The sequence below is a fragment of the Mucilaginibacter paludis DSM 18603 genome (genome assembly GCF_000166195.2).
GTDB classification, from domain to species: domain Bacteria; phylum Bacteroidota; class Bacteroidia; order Sphingobacteriales; family Sphingobacteriaceae; genus Mucilaginibacter; species Mucilaginibacter paludis.
Genome location: NZ_CM001403.1, coordinates 1,000,069 through 1,023,944 on the forward strand (window position 1 = coordinate 1,000,069; position 23,876 = coordinate 1,023,944).

19 protein-coding genes are annotated in these 23,876 nt (G+C 42.8%); 6 read left to right on the top strand and 13 right to left on the bottom strand.

Features of this window, described 5'->3' with window-relative positions:
- The first annotated feature begins 130 nt into the window (after positions 1–130).
- The 5 genes from MUCPA_RS04225 (at position 131) to MUCPA_RS04245 (ending at position 7,694) form a co-directional block, all read left to right on the top strand.
- Positions 131–499: a hypothetical protein gene (locus MUCPA_RS04225; RefSeq protein WP_008504653.1), complete on the top strand. Its 369-nt coding sequence runs from the start codon at positions 131–133 to the stop codon at positions 497–499.
- 105 nt (positions 500–604) lie between these two features.
- A complete protein-coding gene (locus tag MUCPA_RS04230) occupies positions 605–1,999 on the top strand; it encodes a TolC family protein (protein WP_008504654.1) in 1,395 nt (464 codons plus the stop codon).
- Positions 2,000–2,005: 6 nt separating this feature from the next.
- Positions 2,006–5,245 (top strand): efflux RND transporter permease subunit, encoded by a 3,240-nt coding sequence (locus tag MUCPA_RS04235; protein ID WP_008504655.1) that lies wholly within the window; start codon positions 2,006–2,008, stop codon positions 5,243–5,245.
- Position 5,246: 1 nt separating this feature from the next.
- A complete protein-coding gene (locus tag MUCPA_RS04240) occupies positions 5,247–6,332 on the top strand; it encodes an efflux RND transporter periplasmic adaptor subunit (protein ID WP_040625706.1) in 1,086 nt (361 codons plus the stop codon).
- Positions 6,333–6,755: 423 nt separating this feature from the next.
- The gene (locus MUCPA_RS04245) at positions 6,756–7,694 is read left to right on the top strand and encodes a hypothetical protein (protein WP_008504657.1); all 939 of its coding nucleotides are present in this window, start codon (positions 6,756–6,758) and stop codon (positions 7,692–7,694) included.
- A gap of 10 nt (positions 7,695–7,704) precedes the next feature.
- On the opposite strand, the gene MUCPA_RS04250 is transcribed toward MUCPA_RS04245, so the two are convergent.
- From MUCPA_RS04250 to MUCPA_RS35660, 6 genes are all read right to left on the bottom strand, one after another.
- On the bottom strand, positions 7,705–8,328 hold the full coding sequence (locus MUCPA_RS04250; protein ID WP_008504658.1) for a hypothetical protein: 624 nt from the start codon (positions 8,326–8,328) through the stop codon (positions 7,705–7,707).
- Positions 8,329–8,491: 163 nt separating this feature from the next.
- Complete coding sequence (locus MUCPA_RS04255) at positions 8,492–9,073, bottom strand: hypothetical protein (protein WP_008504659.1); 582 nt, start codon at positions 9,071–9,073, stop codon at positions 8,492–8,494.
- Positions 9,073–9,705, bottom strand: a complete 633-nt coding sequence (locus MUCPA_RS04260) for a hypothetical protein (RefSeq protein ID WP_008504660.1) — start codon at positions 9,703–9,705, stop codon at positions 9,073–9,075. The genes MUCPA_RS04255 and MUCPA_RS04260 overlap by 1 nt, the downstream gene beginning before the upstream one ends.
- Positions 9,706–9,711: 6 nt before the next feature.
- Positions 9,712–10,281 carry a hypothetical protein gene (locus MUCPA_RS04265; protein ID WP_008504661.1) on the bottom strand — a complete coding sequence of 190 codons (570 nt, stop codon included), beginning with the start codon at positions 10,279–10,281 and terminating at the stop codon, positions 9,712–9,714.
- Positions 10,282–10,614: 333 nt separating this feature from the next.
- Complete coding sequence (locus MUCPA_RS04270; RefSeq protein WP_008504662.1) at positions 10,615–11,091, bottom strand: hypothetical protein; 477 nt, start codon at positions 11,089–11,091, stop codon at positions 10,615–10,617.
- On the bottom strand, positions 11,075–11,710 hold the full coding sequence (locus tag MUCPA_RS35660; RefSeq protein WP_050982017.1) for a DUF6915 family protein: 636 nt from the start codon (positions 11,708–11,710) through the stop codon (positions 11,075–11,077). Before MUCPA_RS35660 ends, MUCPA_RS04270 begins: the two co-directional genes overlap by 17 nt.
- A gap of 199 nt (positions 11,711–11,909) precedes the next feature.
- On the opposite strand from MUCPA_RS35660, the gene MUCPA_RS04285 reads away from it, so the two are divergent.
- Complete coding sequence (locus MUCPA_RS04285; RefSeq protein ID WP_040625707.1) at positions 11,910–13,031, top strand: DNA-methyltransferase; 1,122 nt, start codon at positions 11,910–11,912, stop codon at positions 13,029–13,031.
- A gap of 352 nt (positions 13,032–13,383) precedes the next feature.
- Here MUCPA_RS04285 and MUCPA_RS04290 read toward each other — a convergent pair whose 3' ends face one another.
- The 7 genes from MUCPA_RS04290 to MUCPA_RS04320 all read right to left on the bottom strand — a co-directional run bounded on the left by MUCPA_RS04290 (position 13,384) and on the right by MUCPA_RS04320 (position 23,680).
- Positions 13,384–13,980 (bottom strand): MjaI family restriction endonuclease, encoded by a 597-nt coding sequence (locus tag MUCPA_RS04290; protein ID WP_008504666.1) that lies wholly within the window; start codon positions 13,978–13,980, stop codon positions 13,384–13,386.
- Positions 13,980–14,189: a helix-turn-helix domain-containing protein gene (locus tag MUCPA_RS04295; RefSeq protein WP_008504667.1), complete on the bottom strand. Its 210-nt coding sequence runs from the start codon at positions 14,187–14,189 to the stop codon at positions 13,980–13,982. The genes MUCPA_RS04290 and MUCPA_RS04295 overlap by 1 nt, the downstream gene beginning before the upstream one ends.
- Before the next feature lie 298 nt (positions 14,190–14,487).
- Entirely contained in the window at positions 14,488–15,555 is a 1,068-nt protein-coding gene (locus MUCPA_RS04300) for a phytase (RefSeq protein WP_008504668.1), read from the bottom strand.
- Between the two features lie 9 nt (positions 15,556–15,564).
- Positions 15,565–16,824: a hypothetical protein gene (locus MUCPA_RS04305; protein WP_050982018.1), complete on the bottom strand. Its 1,260-nt coding sequence runs from the start codon at positions 16,822–16,824 to the stop codon at positions 15,565–15,567.
- A gap of 24 nt (positions 16,825–16,848) precedes the next feature.
- A complete protein-coding gene (locus tag MUCPA_RS04310; protein ID WP_008504670.1) occupies positions 16,849–19,626 on the bottom strand; it encodes a TonB-dependent receptor in 2,778 nt (925 codons plus the stop codon).
- A gap of 264 nt (positions 19,627–19,890) precedes the next feature.
- Entirely contained in the window at positions 19,891–21,498 is a 1,608-nt protein-coding gene (locus MUCPA_RS04315) for a tetratricopeptide repeat protein (RefSeq protein ID WP_008504671.1), read from the bottom strand.
- 244 nt (positions 21,499–21,742) lie between these two features.
- Positions 21,743–23,680 (bottom strand): regulatory protein LuxR, encoded by a 1,938-nt coding sequence (locus MUCPA_RS04320; protein WP_008504672.1) that lies wholly within the window; start codon positions 23,678–23,680, stop codon positions 21,743–21,745.
- Between the last annotated feature and the right edge of the window lie 196 nt (positions 23,681–23,876).

Sequence of the window (23,876 nt, forward strand, 5' to 3'; positions counted from 1 at the left end):
AGAGGCTGTTTTAAACACCATTTGCTCACATCAAGTGAACTTAAACGCCAAAAAATGCAACATTTACATTACAATCAGTTTATCAAACAAATACTTATCAACTTTGAGTTATCATTGTTGCATATATTACATGCAAGCCCTAAAACTACATATCTTCCTGTTTATTGCAGCATTCATGTTGGTATCAAAACCTTTTATGGGTTTCAGCGTGTACAAACAGCTCCAATCGGAAAATAGCCCAACCATATTGGTTAAAGCGTTTGCCAAACGGAAACATGAATATATTGAGAACGGCCAGTTTGATATCCAGGGCAGCTTAAAGCACCTGGCCGATCCGCTTCAGGAGCTTACTTTGCTTTTGGGTTGTTTGTTGGCAAGCCTTTTTCCGGCTGTATTAAACACTGTTAAAAATATCACTAATGGCTTTTTAGCAAATATTCGCTTAAGCCTGCTTCCGTCTCAGCAATTGTATTTGCTGGCCGGCAAACTAAGTATTTGATCCCCCCTCTTTCTTAGCTGCAACAGCAGCACCGGTTTACCTTATATTGCCAATAGGCAATGTCATGTCCTAACATTTATTTCTTCATTCTAATTAATTACTAAGATGCTACATCTTAAAAAATATAGCTATGTGGCTATGTTGTTGCTGCTCGTGGCACCTGCCGTGCAAGCTCAACAAGCCTTACCGCCGCTCAGTTTAAAAGCACTGCTTCAGCGGGTAGATCAGAAAGCCCCTGCACTTATAGCTGATTCTGCCGCTATCAATATCCGCAGGGCCCAGGCTACCGAAACCCGCAACAACTGGCTGCCAAATTTAAAACTCAATTACCAAGCCGATATCGGTACCAATAACAATACCGCAGGGCCCTACTTCGGCTTCGGCATTATACCCTCTAACTCGCGCGGTGTACGTACCGATAACAATACCAACGCGGTATTAACCAACCTGGGTATCGCCGCATTAGATTGGGAGGTTTACAACTTTGGCGCTTATACCGCGCAAAACAAAGTTGCAAAATCGGATATCCAGGTAGAACAAAACCACTTTGCGCAAAGTAAATACCAGTTACAGGCTTATGCCATTGGCTACTACATGCAGCTGATGCGTTTGCAGGATTATTTGGCCATCCAGGTACGCAATATCCAGCGCACCTCCCAGATCCGTCGATCAATAGAATCATTAGCCAAAAGCGGCATCCGCCCTGGCGTAGATACCAGCATTGCCGCAGCAGAACTATCTAAGGCACGGTTGAATTATATTGAATTGGATAACCAGCTTAAACAAGTACAACTACAGCTTTCGGCCATAAGCGGCCTACCTTACCAGGCCATTATTCCGGATACATCGGCAGAAAAACGCCTGATAGACGGCGTAACCTTGTCCATGCTGCCCAGTGCGGATACAGCCAATCACCCGTTGATCAGTTATTATAAATCGCTTTTACAAAACAGCTTCCAACGCGAGGAACTGGTTAAAAAACAGTACAACCCTAAAATACTATTGGAAGCTGCCGCCTGGGGCCGAGGGGCAAGTGTTGATGCCAACGACCAGTTCAATGCCTTATCTTCTGGCTTTGGTTTCAATAGGGACAACTATTTAGTTGGTGTAGGCATTTCATACAACCTGTTTGACCTGCGCCGAAGGCATCTCAAGTTGCGCACGCAGCAGGCGGAAACAGATTATGCCCGCCGTAGCCTCGACGAACAGCGATCTCTACTTAATTTAGGTATTAGCCAGGCCGATGTGGAACTCACTACCGCCAAACAACGGCTGGTAGAAATACCTAATCAACTGAGGGCGGCTAATGCCGGATACAGGCAGAAGCTGTCCCTATACAACAGTGGCCTTACCGATATTATTGATTTGAATGCTGCCCTTAATATTTTATACCGTGCAGAAACGGACTACGCGCAGGCAAAGTTCGACTACACCAGCGCCTTATTCCAAAAAGCAGTTACCGGCAATCAGCTTAGTACAGTTTTAAACCTTTTAAATTAATTACCGATGTCAATAGTCACATCCGCACTCAAAAGGCCTATTACAACAGTAGTAATTACCCTGAGCCTTTTAATATTTGCAGTGCTTAGCGCCATCAATATCCCGATAGATATTTTCCCACAGCTCAACCTGCCTACTATCTATGTTATCGAATCGTACGGTGGCATGTCGCCGCAGCAAATGGAGGGCTTTTTCTCCACCCGCCTGCAAGATCAGTTTCTGTACGTTAACGGTATCAAAAGTATCAGTAGTAAAAACATCCAGGGCTTAACCCTCATCAAACTATCCTTTTACGAAAGCACCAATATGGCCGAGGCCAGCGCACAGGTTGCTTTGCAGGTTAACCGGGCGCAAAGCTTTTTCCCACCGGGGGCCTTGCCTCCGCAGGTAGTGCGCTTTGATGCCTCTTCGCTGCCGGTTGGCCAGTTGGTTTTAGACAGCAAATCCGAGAGCCTGAAAGATATTTACGATATGGCTGCTACCCGCATACGGCCCATGTTCTCTACCATTGCGGGCTTGTCGGCACCGCCTCCGTTTGGCTCAAATGCCCGCTCTATTATATTAAGCGTTGACCCTAATAAACTGCGCAGCTACAATTTAACACCCGACGAAGTGGTAGATGCCCTGTCTAAATTCAATGTCATGTCGCCATCGGGTAATTTGCGTATGGGTAATACCATGTATTTAACTACCATGAACTCGCTCATTAAAAACAGCGACACATTTGGAAAAATACCTGTAATTACTAAAAATGGTGTCCCTATTTACATCCAGGATATTGCACGGGTTAGCGATGCCGCCGACGTTACTGTAGATTATGCACTGGTAAACGGTAAACGCTCGGTATATATACCCGTGGTTAAAACAGCCGATGCCAGTACCTGGACAGTAGTACAAACACTCAAAAGTAAACTGGCCGAAATGCAGGGCTTATTGCCAGATGATGTTAAGATCAGCTACGAATTTGATCAATCGGTATTTGTGGTAAACGCGGTAAAAAGTTTAATGACCGAGGGTGGTTTAGGCGCTTTGCTAACCGGCTTGATGGTATTGCTGTTTCTGCGCGACTGGCGAAGCAGTTTAATTGTGGTTATTACTATCCCGGTATCTATCCTCATCGGCGTATTGCTTTTGGGGCTGTTTGGCCAAACCATCAACATCATGACCTTGAGCGGTTTGGCTTTGGCCATCGGCATCCTGGTAGACCAAGCTACCGTAACTATCGAAAACATACACCAGCACCTTGAAATGGGGAAAAACAAAAGGCAGGCTATTTACGATGCCTGCGAAGAGATCTCTTTTCCGCTATTGCTCATCCTGCTTTGTATCCTGGCGGTGTTTGCACCATCCTTTATGATGAATGGTGTGCCTAAGGCCATGTTTTTGCCGCTATCGATGTCGATTGGGTTAACGATGATCGTTTCTTTCATCATCGCACAAACGCTGGTACCTATTTTGAGTAACTGGCTCATCAAAGCTGAACAATATCAGCATTACCACCATGGCAGTATACATGCCCATGCCGGCGAAGGTTTGAATAAGCAAGAAGAATCCCAGATCGAGATGCATCAGCGCCAGGAAGAAGATCACCCTGAAAACAATGACTTTTTTGAAAAGGTAAAAATGGCCTTTATGAAAATCCTCACCCGCTGGATGCCGCACAAAAAAATAATTATCCCGGTTTATTTGGTGGTGGTACTGGTACTGGCGGGCGTTTGCTTTGTTGTGATAGGTAAGGATATGATGCCCAAACTCAATAACGGACAATTCCAGATGCGGATCAAAGAGCCGCAAGGCACACGTTTAGAACGCACCGAAGATAAGTTTAAACAAGTATTGCAGATTATTGATAAAACGGTTGATCATCATGTGGAGATTACCTCGGGATATATCGGTTTAGTGCCCAGTAGTTTTGGCAGCAGCAACCTGTATGTTTTTAATACGGGGACCCATGAAGCTGTATTGCAGGTTAACCTGGATGAAAAGTACCATGTAAATATGGACGACCTGAAAGATGCCCTCCGCAAAAACATCAAAAAGGAAATTCCGGAACTGGAGATTAGCTTTGAGCCCATCGATATGACCGAAAAGATTATGAGCCAGGGCGCCTCAACACCTATACAGGTTCAGATAGCCGGAAAAAACATGGCCCAGATTTCTGATTTCAGCAACAAAGTATTAGCTAAACTTAAAAACATCACCTACCTGCGCGACGTGCAGATAGATCAGCCGCAACGGTTTCCGGCCGTGAGCATTACGCTCGACAGGCTGAAAGTATCACAACTGGGTTTAAATATCAAAGACATAGCACGCTCGGTTACTGCCAGTACCTCATCAAGCCGTTTTACCGAGAAGAACCTTTGGCTGGACGAAAAATCGGCTTATACCTACCAGGTGCAGGTACAGGTGCCGGAGTATGTAATGAACACCATGGACGAGCTGAAGGAAATACCTTTGCTGAAAGGCCAAAGTACACCCACGCTGGCTGACGTGGCCGATTTTAAGCTAAACTATGCCCCAGGGGAATATGACAGGGTTGGCCCACGCCGCTATTTAACAGTTAGCGCCAATATTTATAAAAAAGATTTAGGTACGGCCACTGCCGATGTGCAGAAAGCAGTTAACAGTTTGGGCACGCCACCTAAAGGACTGATTGCCAATCTGCAAGGCATGTCAAACCTGCTTACAGAAACTTTAACCAGTTTACAAAATGGTTTGGGCTTTGCTATTTTAGTTATCTTCCTGCTGCTGGCGGCCAATTATCAGTCGTTCAAACTGTCGTTAACGGTATTGTGTACCATCCCCGCGGTAATATTAGGCTCATTAACAGCCCTGTTATTAACAGGCTCAACGCTTAACCTGCAATCCTATATGGGGATGATCATGTCTACCGGGGTATCGGTAGCCAACGCAATCCTGATTGTTACCAATGGCGAAAACTTGCGGCTCGAATTTCAGAACAGTACAAAAGCGGCCATAACCAGTGCATCCATCAGGCTTCGCCCTATATTAATGACCAGTTTGGCCATGATAGCGGGCATGATACCGATGGCATCGGGTATGGGTGAGGCCGGCGAACAAACAGCCCCGCTGGGCCGGGCCGTTATTGGCGGCTTGTTTGCCTCAACCCTTGCCGCTTTATTTATACTGCCCTTGGTATTTGCATGGGTACAACAAAAAACAACCTATACAACACCATCGCTAATGCCTGATGAAACCACAGAACTTGAACCATCAACTTTATAAAATGAAAACTAAAATTATCCTATTTAGCCTGGTAGCCAGCCTTTTTGCGGCTTGCTCCGGCAACCAAAAACCGGTTGACTTAACCGACGGCGCTAAAACATCGCAATCAAAAAAATACCATATAGGTAATGTTACCGAGAAAGCCCTATCAAGCTCAGCGCGGCTGCCTGGCCAATTAAAAGCGTTTAACGAAGTCAACATCTTCCCGAAAGTAAATGGCTTTGTAAAACAACTTTTTGTTGATCGTGGCTCGATAGTGAAAAAAGGACAATTGTTGATGACCCTGGAAGCACCCGAAATGGAATCGCAATTACAGGCGGCCACCTCAAGGTACTTACAAGCCCAGGAAAATGCCCAAGCCAGTAAAGAAAAATATACCCGGTTAAAACAGGCCGCTGCCGAGCCGGGATCTGTATCACCCTTAGATCTGGATAACGCAACTGCTAAAATGAGGGCGGACAACGCTATGGCACAATCCGAAAAATCAAATGTGCAGTCGGTAAAAACCATGCAGGGCTATTTAAGCATTTACGCTCCTTTTGATGGGATGATCGTTCAGCGTAACGTATCGCCAGGCGCGCTGGTGGCGCCCGGAAAATCTACCGATCAGCCCATGCTGATATTACAGGATATCAGCAAGATGCGCCTGGTAGTGGAAATCCCGGAAGACTATGTGGATAAGGTCGACCTTAAACAACCTGTATCATTCACGTTCAATGCCATGCCTGGTGATGAGCACAGCGCCCGGATAAGCCGGTCTGCCAATGCTTTGGGCAGCATGCGATCAGAAGCCATAGAAATTGACGTGATGAACAAAAACGGGAACCTTAAACCCGGTATGTACGCCGAAGTGAGGATACCGATGTTATCGGGAGCCAAATCATTACTGGTGCCCAATGGAGCAATAGTAAGATCAACAGAGCGGGAATATGTTATAGCCGTACGCGATGGCAAAGCAACATTAATAGATATTAAGGAAGGCCTGATGGGTAAGGATTCCACCGAAGTATTTGGCCCCTTATCTCCGCGAGACAGGATCATTAGCACAGCAAATGATGAAATCAAAGACGGAACAATCATTAACTAATTAAACCAACATGGTGGCTTAATTGCCACCATGTTGACTTTTTTTCCCTGTTTATTGATAAGCTATTATCCGCGGCTATCCGGACAGCTCCTCGCTCCCCTACCCTCAACGATAAGTTCAGATAAGAATTGAATGAAGCCATCCGTATTGATGCCGCAATCAGGTGCTTTTTAAAAATCCCGTTTAACTCCGAAGCCCTTATAACATCTACCTTACACCAAACATTGATTATCAATGCGTTTTATTGCGTTAATAATCGGCATTCTAAAATGCCGGCATCAGCCCGCTCATTCGCCCAAAACAAGGCATATAATCGCCCCTTGCCAAACCGGGTAAAATGCAATTGTTACCTATCAGTGTTAAACATTTTAGCAATCAGTTGTTTATAATCATACCAGCAGACCATGATTAAACAAAAACAAGATGCCAGACCCTATTAACATCATTATCAAAGGAATTGTAATTACCGAAGTGTCGGGCTTCCGGTATGGTCAACAGTTGCACGAGCAACGTTTTTTCGAACTAAAATTCCGGCAGGCGCTATTGGGTTCCCCATTTTCTTTTGGTACTGATGACGCGGAAAGTTATATCAATCAGCCTATAACACTCCAATTTGAAGATGCTTTTGGCAAAATCAAGTCGGTTAGCGGCACTATTGTCAGGCTGGAGTTCACAAACACCGCCAGGCAGCCGGCAGAAGTGATTGTAAGTGGTACCACCTATCAACCATCAGGCAATTTATCCAAATTTGCTTTAGCCTTAATTGCTTTACTGGCCTTGCCATTACTATTCACCGGAATTTTATTGGCTTATGTTTCCCATTTGAGCGGCTCATTGGTAAAAACAGAAGGTACAGTAAGTTCTTTTCAAGAAAGCGGCGGTAAAGGATCTCATACGTATAGGTTCAAAATCGCACCCTATAGTGCCTCTTTCTTCCGGAGCTATCATACGCCGGTATTTAACACTGCCCACAAAAATATAGATGATTTGTTTTACGATGGGGATGGTAGCTATAATTCAAATCGTACGGGGCAAAGGGCAGCATGTTATATTTTAAAAAATGATTTGACGAAGCTGGATAATCCGCGTGAAGAGGTGGAATTTTTTTACATGCAGTCACCATCCAAACAATATGTAAAATTTGACTTCTACTACGATATTTTGGTTTATATCACAGCTAAAACATGGTTTTACTTTGTATGGGTTGCTTACCTGTTTGCCGAAGTATGCTGTTTCGCTGCCGCACTTTTTTGCTATAAAATGTATGCCCTTAATCAACAACAGAAAAGTAGATTTATTTGGTATGCCTGTATGGTAGTTGCTGCCATTTTTAATGTGGCCGTATTATCAATGCTGCTATAAAATCAGAATATCAAAATAAAAATATTAAAATATGTATAAGTACTATCAAGATGGCATAGGCTAAAAGGGCCTTATTTTGCTCGTACCACCAGGAATCGCCTATGCAACTACCGATAAACAACAACAACGAAACAAACACTGCGCCAGCACCATAATGATGACGGTAAACGTACAGGTACAAATCAGTATAATAACCAGCCCCCGACTTTAGGGCTGGAGGATTTTGCAGGTAGAAATAGGATATTTGCGCCGTACTTTGCCTTAGTTTAGCAGTATCTGCTTTTTGAACATAGAAGCTAATCTGCCGCTGGGTTTTGGATTTTAGCCTCGGGTGTAAGTAATAAATGCTTGATATTTCGTTTGGAGCGGGCGGTTGGTAAATTACATCCCTGAAATCTTTAACAAAAAGCATATTTGTGCCCTCGTAGTATCTCACCAAACTCGCGGAATATTCATCCAGGCCAACCACTTTCCGAAAATTGGAATGCGAACCCTTACTCTCAAACGAGCTAATAGTAGCCTTTATCGGCAAAAGTGTGTTGCTTAAGCGGGATACCTGTAACGCGAAATAAATAACCAAAGCCAGCGGCACTATTAATGTACCGGCAAGGCAAAGTTTGCTTTTAAATACCATCAGTAAGTTGCATAAACATTTTAGTTAGCATATATCAGTTTTAGCCTGTTACAGCCATCCAGATCAATGAAAGCGATTTCTTATTGCAAAACGTGAGTTTACAGATAATGCTTTTGCAGTTAAACTGCAAAAGCATTATATATTTAGCTCTATGCGCCCCTTTTTATATCAACAAAATAATCAAACTAAAAAAGAACAAGCCCAGTTGTACTTTTTCCAGGTTAGTGGACCGATCTGCCGATGCGATCTCTGCTGCTACGTCCAGGCCGTTGTTCAACCTGGCGTAAAGTGTGCCGCTAAAGGCCCAAAGCAGCAACAGGCCCACATGCAAATAAACATATTTACCTATGAGATAGGCCAGTAAATCGATATACAGCCGAACTTGAGAAGCACCATGCGTCCCCTCGCTCGCGGCAAAATGAATAACTTTTTCGCGTTCGTCCAGAGCGTAGAAGGTAATTACCCTGCTCCTATTGATAGCTTGTTTAGGCAGCATGATCCCTGCCAGGGAGAACCCTGCATAGGTTCTGTCAACAGGCAAGTTTTTCTCCGATGCGGCTGTGGTAACATAAGGTTCAATATAATAATGCTTAATAACACCGAATGCGCCACCCGTACGCATGGTATAGTTACTAACGGTAACCATTTTTAATTGACTTACTGTGATAACAAGGCTATAACCCAAGAAAACATAGTAGGCAATCCAAATGACTAACACGCCGAAAGTTAGGTTTTTAAACTTCATCAGCAGCAATTCATCCTTAATAAATACTGCAAATTACCGGCTGTTTGAATACCCAGCCCTGCCAGTATATCGGGTGCTATAAACCCCGCTACCATACCGCCGATCATACAAAAGCCCGCTAATGTAAAAAGGGGAATGGCCGCAATCATGTAATAAATTGGGCGGCTCTCCCTCACCTGGATAAAGTATTGGCTGTAATCAACCGGTTTAGCCGGGAACAAATTAAACGCCAATTTTTCAAATACAGATACGCTTGTACCCTCCACTACAGTTAGCCGATACTGGCCACTTTCGGCCGAGAAGCGATTCATTTCCATCCGCCCGGTATCAAATCCATTAATATACGGCCTAAAAAAAGATTGGGGTAAGGAGATAGCCTCGCCCGAAGCAATCTTGTTCAGTTTCAACTGAAATTTATCTACCGGCGTTTTCCTGAATAGCTGTCCCTTTTGCCAAATGGCATAAACTCCAGGTCGCGTAATTTCAAACAAAACTTCCTGCTGTGTAAAGGGGATCTCGGCAATCACCTCTCCCGCAAATATCCCCTTAAGCATCCGTATGGTTTTAACCAGGATGAATATGCCAACCGGCACCAGGCAAAAGAATAGCACTCTGAATAGGATTAAGCTCATTTGTTATTATTTTAAGGCAGACCAAGGCATGTAACCATCGGTGGTTTTACCCGCTGCGTTGGTAAAATTGATAAATACCCATTGCCCATCGGTGATGTTCTCCAGGTCTACACTAACTTTATTATTTTGAATTAGATAAGTTTTGAGCGGTTTTGAGCCAGGCCATTTATATAAATAAGCTTTGGTTATCGCTATGATGTAGTCACCCGGTAAACGGTTAGTGAGCTTTTGGTAGGTGCCAGAAAAATCACCCGGCAAGTTACTGCTAATACAATTGTTAAATTTGGCTGTTAACCTTCCGGGGCTGAAAGTAAGCCTGGCCTCACAGTCGGCATCGTCGGCACTTTTTAAAACACAGCTATTGTTTTTTAACTGGCCCTCGCCTGCGAAAGCGCCGTTTCTGCCAGAGGGGGTATGCCACCACGCAAAAATATCAGCACTGATGTGGCCTTTTTCACTCGTTACCGCTATAGTACAGGATGCCCCGCTTTTGGCATTAAACCGGTAAGTGCCGGTTTGGGCCACTGCTACGCATGTACTGGTAAGGAAGAGTAAGATGGCGGTTAGTTTCTTCATCCTCTTGATAACAAATCAAAATCATTTTGTTCGTTAACAGATTGTAATTGTTGGTGCAAAAAGTTGTTTGGATGGATAAAAAGGGGTTGAGTTTAACCTAAAAGATATATATTTATTGCAAGAACGCAGAATATTAGCGCTTTATAATCGCTCGCATAGGACACACCCCTCCGCCCCTCTCAAGAGGGGAATCGCACGGGCCGCCGCTTATTATTTTATATCAAATTAATAATGAGCGTTTTATAAAAAACCACCAAGAAGAGGGGAAAAACGCGCGACATACGCAACGGCAATTTGGGCGTCAGCCTATTTTTTGTGCAGGACGTTCGAGTTTCAAATTGAAAACAACAGCTCATCACCGCTATCCTGTTCTTCTTCACTATAAATTTCCTGATCTGTTTCCTCATCATAATCAATAACGCCCTTTATGGTAGAACTGTACTTTACTCTTACTGAATTTCCAGTGATGTAAATGGTACCGCTGCCAGTCATCTCAAATTCTCCGGCGTCAGGTATATCCAGCTTATTTATTATATATTGTTCTAAATCCATAAAATTATCTTCCTCAGCTTCGGTAAAGTCGGTGAATGTTAAAAAGGCTTCATCATTGCCGCTCTCCCACGAAAAAGGTAAACTACCTTTTTGGTTTACAAGTGCTATAATCCAATTACCAAGCCTCTGTTCGGTGGCTTTAATACTTTTTCTCCGGTCTTCCTCCCAGCGTTGCATGTAATCGTTTGTAGTTGATTTGGCTGCACCTTTTGGATTATTGCCAAATAATCCCCTTAAAAAATTAATAATCAAGCTCATTTTCAATATTTTTTAACTGTTCTAAATCGGGCGTATACTGCCACCTGTCTTTTAATTTAATATATTGAAGCAGTTCGTTTATGTTCGTTTCAGGCAGGTAATTCACCAGTTCCAAAGCATAGTCAATACCTAATAGCTCCTTTGTAAGATAGATTCCAAAATTGCTGTGGGTTATCATTAATGTTGACTTTAAGCCCGACATTAACAGCGGCCTTAAAACAAACTCTTTTAATTTACTATCAGCCGGATTAATCGGTTTAATATGATCGAGCAGCGCTTCATCAATATATTTAAACCAATTGTTTAAGGTCGGCACAACTCCCATCAAGTCTTCCTTACAATGCTCCGCGGCAATATCACGGATTAGCACCTTTTTATTTTCAGCGTTGATTAAGGTTTCCCCAAACTTTTGAATGCATAAGTCTATCCCATAAGTATTATGCAACAATACGCGATGTTTGATATTAAAGTAAAATAATTTACTGGTATCCATAAATTTATGAAGCTGCAGATAGTCGTTGGCGTCGCCCTGAAACTTCTTTTTGGATAATAAGCTGTGTTTCCAATAATTCATGTGTACCTTATAAACTTCTGTGCATTTTACGAAAAGTAAATGCATAACACAAGTGAAAGGATAATTTTGCGTAAACAAAGGAGTAAAATAGACATTTTAGGAAGGCGCGGCGCAAGCACCAGCATCAAGCCCTGCTGCGGAGTTAGAAAATATATTGAAAACCGTATTGTAATCGACCACCATCATCAGGAGTTTATGCTAAAACTTAATGTCGACTTTAAGTAACTTTTATTATTTTTACAAAATGGTATCATACACTACTAAGCATAGCATTTTAACTGGGGCTGCTAATAAGGAAATGGAAAAATTAAATGACCATTCGATAAGTTTGGTTGTTACATCCCCGCCATACCCAATGATTGAAATGTGGGATGATATTATGGCTGCTCAAAATCAGTCTATCGCCAAAGAACAACTCAAAGGAAATGGAGATATTGCCTTTGAGTTGATGCACCAGGAATTAGATAAAATTTGGATACAAGTTGAACGGACGTTATCACCTGGAGGAATTGCTTGTATTAATATCGGAGATGCAACGCGAACAATAAATGAGCATTTTTCGTTATATAATAATCACTCACGGATAGTTTCTGCTTTTATTAAACTTGGGTTTAACAATATGCCAAATATCATTTGGCGGAAACAAACTAATGCGCCAAATAAATTCATGGGATCCGGCATGCTTCCAGCTGGTGCTTATGTAACACTTGAACATGAATGGATATTAATTTTTCGAAAGGGGGGAAAAAGAAATTTTAAAACAGACGCCGAAAAACAATTAAGAAGAGAGAGCGCATTCTTTTGGGAAGAAAGAAACGTTTGGTTCTCTGACGTGTGGGATTTAAAGGGAGCTAAGCAAAGGATTGAAAGCCCGGAATCCAGGAACCGTAGCGCGGCTTACCCATTTGAGTTACCTTACAGGCTAATTAATATGTATTCTGTTAAGGGAGATACAGTATTAGATCCTTTTTTGGGAACCGGAACAACAACCTTGGCTGCTATAGCTTCGGAAAGAAATAGCATAGGAATAGAAATAGATCCTTCTTTCATACCAATCGTTAATGAAAATATTATTAACGCTACTCCCGTAAAATTAAACAGACACATTCAAAATCGTATTGAACAGCATAAACTTTTCCTTCATGATCGAAGTAATGATGAAACTAAAAATGAAATCAAGCATTTTAACTCACATCTTAACTTGCCAGTGATGACATTACAAGAAACAGAGTTAAGGTTATCTTTCATCAACCAAGTAAACAAGCTCGAAAATGGATTTGAAGCTTTTTATACTGAAACAGCTAAAAGCGCACATTTCATACTTAAAAAACATAAAATATCGAAACAAGAACTTATAAACTTTTGATAGCTTATTGTTGAGGGGCATCGAGTTATGATCCTCCTTTTACTTTGTTATCCTGCTGTTCGTCCCATAGTCTACGCAAATTGTTTGCCCGATTTTGCAAATGTGATATCCGACTTATTAAGTATTTTTCTGCTGTAACTAACTGGTCTGACGTGTTAATTATAAAGTATCCTTTGTTTGAACTGCCTATTAAATTGTTATCGTCATTGACAAGTTCTTTAATCAATCCTCGAATTTCTTCTTGCGTTGTTCCCGGATCAACCTCGGAAATTAATTGCCTGTAAATATCATCGGCGGTTATGCTATTGGGGCGGCCAAAATAATAGCGACAATTTGCTCTTTTATTTCTTCTTTATCCATTCTCTAATTGCGGTAAATCAAATTCAACAACAATTTCACTTTTTTTCTTGTTATAAAAAATAATTGGTACATCAATCATTTCATTTAAGCCAAATTTAGTTTTGTATGTAATTGGCTTAATACTCACGCCCATATCCCCAATTATACCATCAATTCCTCTGCTTTCTTCTTCGGGAGTAGCTAACCTGTATTGTTTATTATATTTAGCTGCAACAGCTTTTAAGATTGCCTGCTGAAATTTTAAGCCGGCGAATGTTTTTACAATTACAAGTTCTTCAACCCATTGCCTTACCGTATCTCTGTCAATTTTTTTAATGCCCTCCTGAAATGCCTTTATCATTTCCCATACCTTATCTGAAGCATCATCAATAGCTGTGGGATAACTTTCCAGATACCATTTTTCCCAATCGGCAAGGGTTGTGCCTTCAAATTGCTGAATAAGGTCACTCATTTGCCCTACAACCTTAGCTCTCGTCCCCTGCGCATTTTGATTGGCCAAATTCATGATTTGGGTAGCGTATTTTAAATAGTTGTACCTTTTTCCGGAAAGCAACTCTTGGATTTGGGCATTCGGTATTTTTATCTTCATTATACTCCTTGAAATAGTTCGCTCAGGTTAACTTTTAATGCTTTGGCTATCTTTTCTAAGTTGACAATCGAGATATTTCTTTGGCCGTTTTCAACGCTTGCAATGTAACTTCTGTCTAAATCAGCAGTATAGGATAAGTCTTTTTGCGAAATACCGTTTTTTTCACGGATTTCTCTTATCCGGCTGCCTACTTTGGACTTAATTTCCATTTTGTAAAGATGGAAGAATGTAGACTATAAGCCAAAGACTATAAGTAACATCAGCATTTTACTTTTTTTCTGCCCGCGGCAACGAGCACCACTTGGCGCTTTAGGCAGCAGAGACGCAAACAATGCTCATTCTAACCGACAAATGCTAACCCACTCTAAATGCATCAAACACAAGGTCTGGCAGGGCATCAAGACCATCACAACCCCATACCAAAAATGCACATCCCACGCAACCAAGCGTCAAGATGTGCATTAAATATCCGCTAATGATGCTATCAGCACCACCACACTACAAACTTTATTTCACCTGCAAAGTCTTCCCCGCAATATCCTCCCATCGGTAATAATGAAAAGTACGATCATCGCTCATCACTACAAAAAGGCCATGTTTAAAGGTGTCATTGAGTGGTATGTTAACCACATCCGATCCATCGCTTTGTTGGGCCTGTACGGGTACTACTTTTAGCAGGCGGTGTTCAAAGGGATTTTGTTTGGTGCCTTCGCGACTAAACACCTGGAAGCGGTTTGCACCCTGATCTGATACCAAAATGTAACCGGTATTTTTAGTGAGCTTATAAATCGAGATGCCTTCATGGTCGGCCTTAAAGCCACTGGTGGCAAAAATGGCCAGTTGTTTATCCCCTTTCTCCGGGTCGGCATAGTACTGGCGAACGCCTACCTGCTCATCCGAATAATAAATGTATCCCAATTCGTTATCAACGGCTATCGCTTCAATTTCCTTTTTACCGCTGTATTCACCAAACTTGCGTACCAGCGTGGCCTTAACCTTTCCGCTGCCGTCGTCGCCTAATAGATATTGCCAAATATAGCCGCCTGTTTTAGGTCCGCTTTTACGGCCAACAACCGCATACATTTTACCGTTTTTTGCCGTGTAGATGGCTATGCCCATCAGATCGCGAAACTCGGCGCCGGTTTCGCCAACAAACATGTCCAGCCCGCCATTGTCAACCGGTTTCATATCCGGTAACGAAAATATACGGAGCTTGTGGGTGATCCGCTCCGTGGTAATGGCAATGTCGGTAGGCTTGCCGTTCAACATCAGGCCGTAAGCCAGGTCAACGTTATTGGGGCGCTTTAAACCCCTAACCACCTTGTCTGCTACTATTTTTCCTTGCAGGTCAAACACATATAAGGCACCGTCGGCATCCTTATCAGTACCAATTACCAAACTTTTGGCCGGATCGGCTTTGTTGATCCAAATCGCCGGATCATCGGTATCATACTTTACCGCTTCGGTAATAATTACAGGCTTAACAGCAGTGGTATCATCAATTGGTGCGTGCAAGCAGGCTGTATTTAAAAATATTAAAGCAAGTGGAGCAAAGCAAAACGTATTTAAATTCATCTAATTATTTTATTGTTTAACTCCGTATGCACCTACAAAGGCTGATGGTTCTGGCGAGGTATAAGTTATGCCGTTTGATGTTGTAATACCGGCTTTATGGTTACGGGTAAAGGTTGTAATGCCTGTTGTTAAAGCCGGCGAGTTACCCTGTAAGTGAAAATCCCAGGTGGTAGTGAATACGGCGTTCAGCACGGGCGTATTCAGCGGATAATTCAAAAATTTAGGATCGTTGGCCCCTGCAAGTGTACCTCTTACATCGTTTACGCCCGCAATCACATCGTTGCTTCCAGGCTGAAACTGGTTAACCGTGGTTTGATCATAACCGTAATACCAGTTGTTACTGTATTTAGACCGTGAGTCTTCTGGTTTTTTGGGATCTCTTTTTACACCGAAACGGGTGTTGGCAAAAAGGTTGTTATACAATTCGGCACGTACGGTTGCTTCCAGCCAAACCGAACCGCCTTTGGCTGTGGGCCGCCTCCAGCCCGTGTTAACCATGGTATTATTGTAAGCTATAATGTAAGCCTGCGGAGTACGGTCGCCAGCGTTGGATAGTTTTAAGGCGTTGGTATTAGCGCTGTAAACCAGGTTATAGGCCACATCTGCCAAACATCCCGATTTAAAGTTCATGGCTTCGCCCCCGGTTACACCCGTAGTATAAAATAGGTTGTTGGCAAATATAATTTTACCACCCTCGATGTAGGTACAGTCTTCCTGGAAGTTGCGGATAATACTGTTCTGAACGATCAACTTACCGTTAACGTTGGAGAACCATAGCGCAGGCAGGTTTTCGCCGGCTACGGCTTTATATAAACCCATTTTTACCGATGTCGATGCGTCGGAAGTTGTATTGCCACCGTACTCTAATATCGTATAATCCAACACCAGCTCGGCGCAGGTTGTTGCGGCCAGGATACCGCCCCACATTTTTCCAAATTTTTTGGCGTCAGTTTTATACTGATCATTCACCGTAAATTTAACCGGGTTGGTAGCCGTACCTAACGAGTACAGGTTGCCTTTTACAATAACCTCGGGCTTGGCGGTGGTATCCATCAGCACGGTTACCCCTTCTTCAATGGTGAGGGTTTTTCCTTCGGGGATAATTACATCGCCCTTAATTTCGTGTACGCTGCCTTTGGCCCATACACCCGATATCTCTCCGGTTGCCGAACCATTTGCCGAGGTCGTGTCAACCTTGATATTAGCTTTCTGGCAGGCCGTAAAAGCCAGTGCCGTAAATACCATTGTAATTATTTGTTTCAATTTCATATTGAATTTTTTAATATTCGGTTATTAGTTAAACTTATACCTTAGCCCTATAAGGTAGTTTTGCCCGTAATAATCGGCACGGATGAGCGTTTGGCCGTTAGAAACAAGATTTTCTTTGATCTTATCATTCTCAGCGTTGGTGCCTTTGATAAACAGCTTGGCTGGGCTATTGAAAATATTATTCGCTTTAGCAAATACACTTAACCCGTGTTTAAACCTTTTCTCGGCTGATGCATCTACCTGGATCTGACCTTTTTGCCAAAGGTCGTTATTTAAAAACTGCGATACTGTGTTGATACGCTCGCCGATATAAGAACCTGCCAATTGGGCATCCCAGCCTTTTTTGGTGTCTTTATAAAATAACGACAGGTTACCTACATTTTCTGCCTGGCCATATAGCGGCCGCGACTGATCAACCAAATAAGCTTCGATATCTCCCGTTGTAGCGTTAATCCTCCGGGCCGTTTTTGGGGTGGTAATGCGCGAATGGGTATACGTATAATTAGCTTTTACGCCTATCTTGTGAAAAAACTTGATATAATCCAACTCGGCGCCGTAGTTATTGGCCGTGCCGAAATTTCCGGGGCTGTAATAAACATCCTGCCCGCGTGTTGCATCAGCCTGAAAAGTGTACTCTATCGGATCTTTTATCTTTTTGTAAAATGCGCCAATCAATAATTGCTCAGATGCACCGGGGAACAGTTCGTAGCGCAGATCATAATTATCAGCCAGGGCACGTTTCAAATTGGGGTTGCCGCGTTCCTGGTATTCCTCGTTAATTACCTTGCTGGGTACTATCTCGTAAAAGCCCGGGCGGTTTAATGCCTTGTAATAAGATGCATGCAATTGCGCCTTTTGGTTTAAATGATACTTTACCGTTAAGCTTGGCAATACATCGGTATAAATCTGGCTGCCCGACGGATTGGTTTCGCCGGCCGGGAACAACAGGTTATAACCCTGATTGGTATGCTCAACACGCGCGCCACCGGTAATCTCTGTTTTTGCCGATGTGAAACGGAACATCCCGTAACCGGCACCCGTTTTCTCGCTGGCATCATAAGTTAACGAGTTAGCTACGGCTCCGGTTGGATTGCTTACAACCAGTACCAGGTCGGTATAATTTTTAAAATCGACACCATACAGATCGCCCGAATGGCCTTCTCTTGCTCCAAGAGCGTAATTGTTATAAAAGCTACTTCTTTGCTTATCGCGATACAAGCCGCCCGCCATCAAATCCAGCTTTTTTTCGCCACGGAATACATTATAGGTTAAATCAAGGTACCCGGCTTTGTCCTCGTCGGTATTGCGCTCCCAGCGGCGGTTAACCGGCGAGGTATTGACCAACGATGTACGGCTTTGCTGAAAATTTTGCTGAATGCCGTTCAAACTGATGCTTGTATTATCGGGCACATCATTTTTTGCCGATGAATATACTGCCGACCATTCCACCTTAAATTTGCCATCAAAAAAATGATGATCGCCGTGCAGGGTGCTGTTATAAATCTGTTGCTCGGTTAAGCGGGAACGCGTAGTGTAGGTTAATTCGGCATTACCTTTAGCGGGGTCGTAAACGCCGTTATAGCTGGTACTTACAGCATCTCTGAGCTGCTGGTTAATCAGGTTTACATACACGTTGTACAAGCTGATTTTGTTATTCTGATTAAAAACATAATCAACTTTGCCTTGTACGCCTAAACGCTTTTGCTGGTCGGAATATTCGCGGTAACTTTTACTTGTTATCACAGCATACTGATCGGTACCGTTTACAGATGAACTGTAAAAAGTACTGTTGCTGCCGCGATAGGTATTTTGATAACTGCCCGCTACGATGACACCCAATTTGTTATCCAAAAAACGCTGGCCGATAGATAAACTACCAATTAAATTAGGTGCAGGCTTTTTTGAAGTATAATCTAACGTACCTTTTGTAAAATCGGCCTGGGTGGCGTTGTATTTACTGCCATTAAGCTCATAAGGCGATTGATGGTTAATACCTGACGAATTATAGCTGGTGAAGTTGCGATCAAAAAACAACTGGCTATACCCGGTTGATAAATTGGCATTCACCTGGAAATGATCGGGTGCATTTTTCATCACCATATTTACAACACCGCCGATAGCGTCGCCCTCCAAATTTGGCGTGAGGGTTTTATAAACTTCAAGCCTTTCCAACAGGTCGGAAGGGAACAAGTCGAGCGGAATATAACGGTATTTGTTATCAGGGCTTGGAATTTTAACACCATTAACCATAGTGTAGTTATAGCGCTTATCCATACCACGTATAATAGCGTACTGCCCGTCGCCGTTGCTATTCCGCTCTATGGATACGCCCGATACCCGCTGCACTACGTTAGCCACGGTTAAATCGGGCGAAATTTCGATGGCCTTGCCCGATACGATGTTCATCAGCTGGGTGGCCTTCTGTTCGATACGCCTCGCATCATGATCGTTAGACCCGCTTGTTGCCGCGCTCACGCTAACCTCGGCAAGGCTTTTTGATGCAGGCTCCATATAAAACTTTAAATGCGGATTATCTTCTTTCAGGATAGTGATTTCCTTTACAATAGTTTGATAGGTAATGTAAGTGATACGGATAGTTGCGGGCCCCGCAGGTACATCCTTTAGTTCGAAAGAACCATCAAGGCCGGTACTGGTTACCTTGCCTGTTTTATCTAAAAATACGGTAGCGCCTACCAACGCCTCGCCCGACTGCTTATCATAAACATGGCCCTTTATCTTTGTTGCGCTCGCTATTGCAGCACAAAAAAGGAGAGGAAATAAGATTGATAAAATTTTGTTCATTGCTTTTTGATAACGTGTGTTTTATTTGACGTTACAAAGGTGTATATACCCGTTGTTACTACTGAAATATTCGAGGTTACATAAAAGCAACACCGTTACAATGCCCGTATATCAAAAAGCAACAACACAAAACAACTAACTCATATACAGCTACTTAATATATATCAAAACTCCATTATGGTTTTATTACCGTTACATTAAGGCTATGTTAAGTGCTAATTCTCAATCAAAAGCAGCTATCTGTACATCTTAGATGTAACGCTTTTACAAGCTTTGAATAAAGGCGGTAAGGCTGCCGCCCTGCGAGATATTGAGCTTTTTACGAAGCCTGTACCGCGATACCCGCAAGCTATCAACAGAGATGCCCAGCAAAGCGGCGATGTCATTCGAGTTGAGGTTGATTCGTAACAGCGCTATCAACCTCATATCGGTTGAAGTAAGCTCATTGCTGTGCTGCTTAATACTTTCAAAAAACTGTTGATGTACTTGCTCAAAAGCAGTAGTAAACTCCTTCCAATGCTGCTCATGGTTAAAGCTATCGTTTATTTGGAGTATAATTTGCTGCATTTGTTTTTTCTGGTCGCGTTTATCATCTTTAACCATAGCCTGTAAGGTAGCGCGCATGTTTTCGAGCAATTGGTTATTTCTAATCAGGTTTAGGGTATGGTTAGATAGTTCGCGGCTTTTTAACTCCAGCTGTTGTTTTAAACTTTCCTCTTCCAGTTGCTGGTTTTTAATCTGAAGCTGCATTACCAGGTGCTCGGCCTCCTTTTGTTTGGCCAGCGTATGCTGATCTTTTATTTTTAAACGTTGGCGGCTAAAAATAACCAGACCCAAAACAACAACTAACACTACCACCACCCCTACCGCCACTACAATAACCTGGTTCATTTTGCGGATGTTGTTGAGGCGCATAATCTCGTTGCTCTTTTTATCCATATCATAGAGCACCTGCAAAAAGGCGGTTTGGTTTACACCGTCTTTAGAGTAAATTTCCAACGAATATTTCCGGCTGAGTTCGGCGTAATGGTAGGCGCTATCCATGCGGTTCATCAGTTGATATACCTTGCCCAAATCTTTACTGCATGCCGCCAGTTGGTAAATATTACCAGTTTGCCTTGCCAGGGCCATCGCCCTTCGCGATTGCACTACGCTCTCGGCATAACGGCCCGTTTTGCGCAAAATATCGCCCAGGTTATTAACAACCTCAATGGAAGCTACCTCATTATGCTCTTCATTGTAAAGCCGCAATGATTTTTCAAAACACACGTACGAAGAATCATACCGGGCCAGATCCTCGTATATACTACCCAGATTTTCGTAAATTTTGGCTGCCCCTTTTTTGTAATTGGCCTGATTGTAGGTTTTAAGCGCCAGGTTTTGATAATAAAAAGCACTATCATACTGGCGGCTCTTCTCGTAAAGGTGCCCTATATTTCCTAATATCTCGGCCTGCCCTTTTAAGTTGTTATTTTGTTTATAAATAGCCAAAGCCTTGTTATACATAACCCTTGATTTGCCCATTTGCTTGTTATAATAATAAAGCACACCGGTTTCGCCCAGGTTGGCAGCCTGCAGGTCGGGCTGGTTGTTTACGCTGAAGATTTTGTCGGCGTGGATATAAAACTCCAAGGCTTGCGCAAAGTGCCCCTGGTTATAACAAATCTGTCCCATTTGTTGCAAACAACGGCCTTCAGTTATATCATCTTTTTTATCGACCGCCTGGGCATACATTTTTTTTAAAATGATGAGTGCCGAATCCGGATGTTGCTGACTAAGAGCGCCGATAGAAAGGAGTTGATTTTGTTGTGCAAATAAACCGCTGGCTGCGATACCTAAAAATATGATCAACAAATAAAATGATTTCAGCATGGTGGCACCACTCTATGTGATTAAGGGTATTCGCAAATTACGCGTTCTATTGTTAACTTATCGTTAACAATAAGATCACAGCTTAACAGGGATAGTATTAAGACAAACTGCTGGTCGCATTTTTATGCTATAAGTTTATCAAAATTGGCAATGAACTTTGTTATACTGCATACAAGCGGCATTAAAACCAATTGAACGAGGCACGCTATGAGGCGGATATTGTTTTTAAATATCCAGCACTCAATTAACCTTTCAGTTCAAGGCTGCTTATAAATTGGTCAAGGCTATCCTGCTTATTCAGCTTTAGCTTTTGTTTAAGCCGGTAACGCGTCATCCTAATACTTTTCGGATCAACTCCCAGCCGGGTTGCCATATCCTTGTTTTCCATGCCCATTAAAATATACGAGCAATATTTCAGATCTAATCGCGTGAGGGTGTTACCGGCCCTGTTTTGCAAAGCGTTAAAAAAAAGCGGATGTACATCAGCTATGGATTGCAGCTCATCTACATTCTTGTCCATTCGCAAATTCTGATTAACGATGCGTCCAATCTGCCTGGCTATTACGGGAGAGTCTGCCTGGCTGGCCTTTTGTTTTAATACCTCCAGAATTGAATTTTTCTCTTCAATTTTCAACGTTCCGGCAAGCAGGGCTTTTTCCAACCAATCGGTTCTGTCCTGCAACAGTTCCTGTTGGGCTTGCAGGCGGGCACTTTCCTCTTCGCGCAACGAGGCTCTTAATTCCGCTTCCTGTTTTTCAAGTATCAGTCGCCCCGCTTCAGCCTCCTGCAATCTGGTCATCAATTTGGCTTCTTCTTTCTCCTGGTCGGCCATTTTCTTTTCCTGCTGGGATGCTTTTAACTTAAAATGATACGACCTGAGCAAAAATACGAGCGATATAATCCCGGTAGATCCAATAATCACGTACAACCAATTCAACCGCTTGTTATAATCGTCGCGTTCCCGGAGGCGCACAATTTCATTTTCACGCTGCGCTGCCTGGTATTGTTCTTCCAACTGTTGTGTAACAGCCAATTTTTGCACATCAAAAACCTTATCATGATAATTAAGGTATTGCTTGTAATATGCCATGGCCTTTTTGAGGTTTCCGCTACTTTCGGCAACATTGGCCAGGCCAAGCATCATTCTCGACCGGGTAATATCAACCCCGTCCGATAGCGTAGCTAACTCGCCAATCCCCCTGTTTAAATATTCTTCTGCCTGTTTATAATCCTTTTCGCGTAAAGCATATTCGCTCAGTATACCATACCCGTTGGCAATCACTTCGCGGCCGTTAGTACTCCGGGCAATCTTTAAAGCAAGGTTAACATATTTGTAAGCGCTATCCTTGTAAGTTGCCGGATAGTACCTGAAATAGCTGTTGGCCATGTTTAACGCAGTTGCCGAAGCATTACTTTGAAGCAATATGCGCTCTTTATTGCGCACGTAAAATGTGAGCGCCCTGCGGTAGTAAACCAGAGACGAATCTAACACACTACGCTTTAGGGTATCCTTCTCAAATGCAGAAAAGTAACTGTGCGCCACAGTCATATAACCCATTTGCATATCATCAGCATAAATACTGCGCCGGGCGGTGGCAAGGCAAGCCGCTGCATACTTGCGTTGCTTGAGGGTATCGCTGCCGTAAGCATAAATACTGGCTATGTAGTGATTAATCAGCACCTTGTAATTAACAGAGCGCCTATCATTTTTGTTACTGATCAATGAGGCGGCCCTTAACAAGGCAGACATGGCTTTTTCATTATTACCCCTCACCATATCCAGCCAGCCTTTTCTAAACCACACAAATGAAGCAATAACAGGGTCGGTATGATTATCTAAGGCTTTCAAAGCACTATCTAAATACTTTGATGCACGCTGCTGTTGGTTTTGCTGAACCAGCAAATGTGCCATGGTAGCATAACAAAATGCTTCTGCAGCTTCATTATGTTGCCGACGGGCCATCGCGATAGCTTCATTGCTTATACCTACCGCCTTTTTTATATCTCTTTCAAAATTTGCCCGGGCCAGTTCGCCCATAATAATGGGGCTTTCTTTAGCGTCAGCAATTTTCACAGCCCTGTTTAACGAATCGATGATTAACGATTGGCTATAAGCGCCACAGGCCGGGTAGAAACAGGCACATATAAACAGGAGTAACAGATAGTACTTTTTAAATGGCATAATTGTAAAAATATCATTTTAAGGGCCTGTTATAGCGCTTACCTTTTACTTCAATGAAATAACAACTGAAAACTAAACAGTTAGCTACCCTTTGTAGACAATTTGTAGATGCCTTAACCATGTGATGTAGACAGCTTGTAGGCCCCATTTGTTTGGCCTTTGTTAAAATGCACTTTAGTTTTGCCCCATCATTTCA

What these genes read in the sequence shown, in the direction of transcription:
- MUCPA_RS04295 (WP_008504667.1), bottom strand. Translation starts at nt 14,189, where the DNA reads ATGGAAATTAAGTCCAAAGTAGGCAGCCGGATAAGAGAAATCCGTGAA.
- MUCPA_RS04230 (WP_008504654.1), top strand. Translation starts at nt 605, where the DNA reads ATGCTACATCTTAAAAAATATAGCTATGTGGCTATGTTGTTGCTGCTC.
- MUCPA_RS04315 (WP_008504671.1), bottom strand. Translation starts at nt 21,498, where the DNA reads ATGCTGAAATCATTTTATTTGTTGATCATATTTTTAGGTATCGCAGCC.
- MUCPA_RS04265 (WP_008504661.1), bottom strand. Translation starts at nt 10,281, where the DNA reads ATGAAGAAACTAACCGCCATCTTACTCTTCCTTACCAGTACATGCGTA.
- MUCPA_RS04250 (WP_008504658.1), bottom strand. Translation starts at nt 8,328, where the DNA reads ATGGTATTTAAAAGCAAACTTTGCCTTGCCGGTACATTAATAGTGCCG.
- MUCPA_RS04305 (WP_050982018.1), bottom strand. Translation starts at nt 16,824, where the DNA reads ATGAAATTGAAACAAATAATTACAATGGTATTTACGGCACTGGCTTTT.
- MUCPA_RS04310 (WP_008504670.1), bottom strand. Translation starts at nt 19,626, where the DNA reads ATGAACAAAATTTTATCAATCTTATTTCCTCTCCTTTTTTGTGCTGCA.
- MUCPA_RS04300 (WP_008504668.1), bottom strand. Translation starts at nt 15,555, where the DNA reads ATGAATTTAAATACGTTTTGCTTTGCTCCACTTGCTTTAATATTTTTA.
- MUCPA_RS04320 (WP_008504672.1), bottom strand. Translation starts at nt 23,680, where the DNA reads ATGCCATTTAAAAAGTACTATCTGTTACTCCTGTTTATATGTGCCTGT.
- MUCPA_RS04245 (WP_008504657.1), top strand. Translation starts at nt 6,756, where the DNA reads ATGCCAGACCCTATTAACATCATTATCAAAGGAATTGTAATTACCGAA.
- MUCPA_RS04225 (WP_008504653.1), top strand. Translation starts at nt 131, where the DNA reads ATGCAAGCCCTAAAACTACATATCTTCCTGTTTATTGCAGCATTCATG.
- MUCPA_RS04260 (WP_008504660.1), bottom strand. Translation starts at nt 9,705, where the DNA reads ATGAGCTTAATCCTATTCAGAGTGCTATTCTTTTGCCTGGTGCCGGTT.
- MUCPA_RS35660 (WP_050982017.1), bottom strand. Translation starts at nt 11,710, where the DNA reads ATGCATTTACTTTTCGTAAAATGCACAGAAGTTTATAAGGTACACATG.
- MUCPA_RS04240 (WP_040625706.1), top strand. Translation starts at nt 5,247, where the DNA reads ATGAAAACTAAAATTATCCTATTTAGCCTGGTAGCCAGCCTTTTTGCG.
- MUCPA_RS04290 (WP_008504666.1), bottom strand. Translation starts at nt 13,980, where the DNA reads ATGAAGATAAAAATACCGAATGCCCAAATCCAAGAGTTGCTTTCCGGA.
- MUCPA_RS04285 (WP_040625707.1), top strand. Translation starts at nt 11,910, where the DNA reads ATGGTATCATACACTACTAAGCATAGCATTTTAACTGGGGCTGCTAAT.
- MUCPA_RS04255 (WP_008504659.1), bottom strand. Translation starts at nt 9,073, where the DNA reads ATGAAGTTTAAAAACCTAACTTTCGGCGTGTTAGTCATTTGGATTGCC.
- MUCPA_RS04270 (WP_008504662.1), bottom strand. Translation starts at nt 11,091, where the DNA reads ATGAGCTTGATTATTAATTTTTTAAGGGGATTATTTGGCAATAATCCA.
- MUCPA_RS04235 (WP_008504655.1), top strand. Translation starts at nt 2,006, where the DNA reads ATGTCAATAGTCACATCCGCACTCAAAAGGCCTATTACAACAGTAGTA.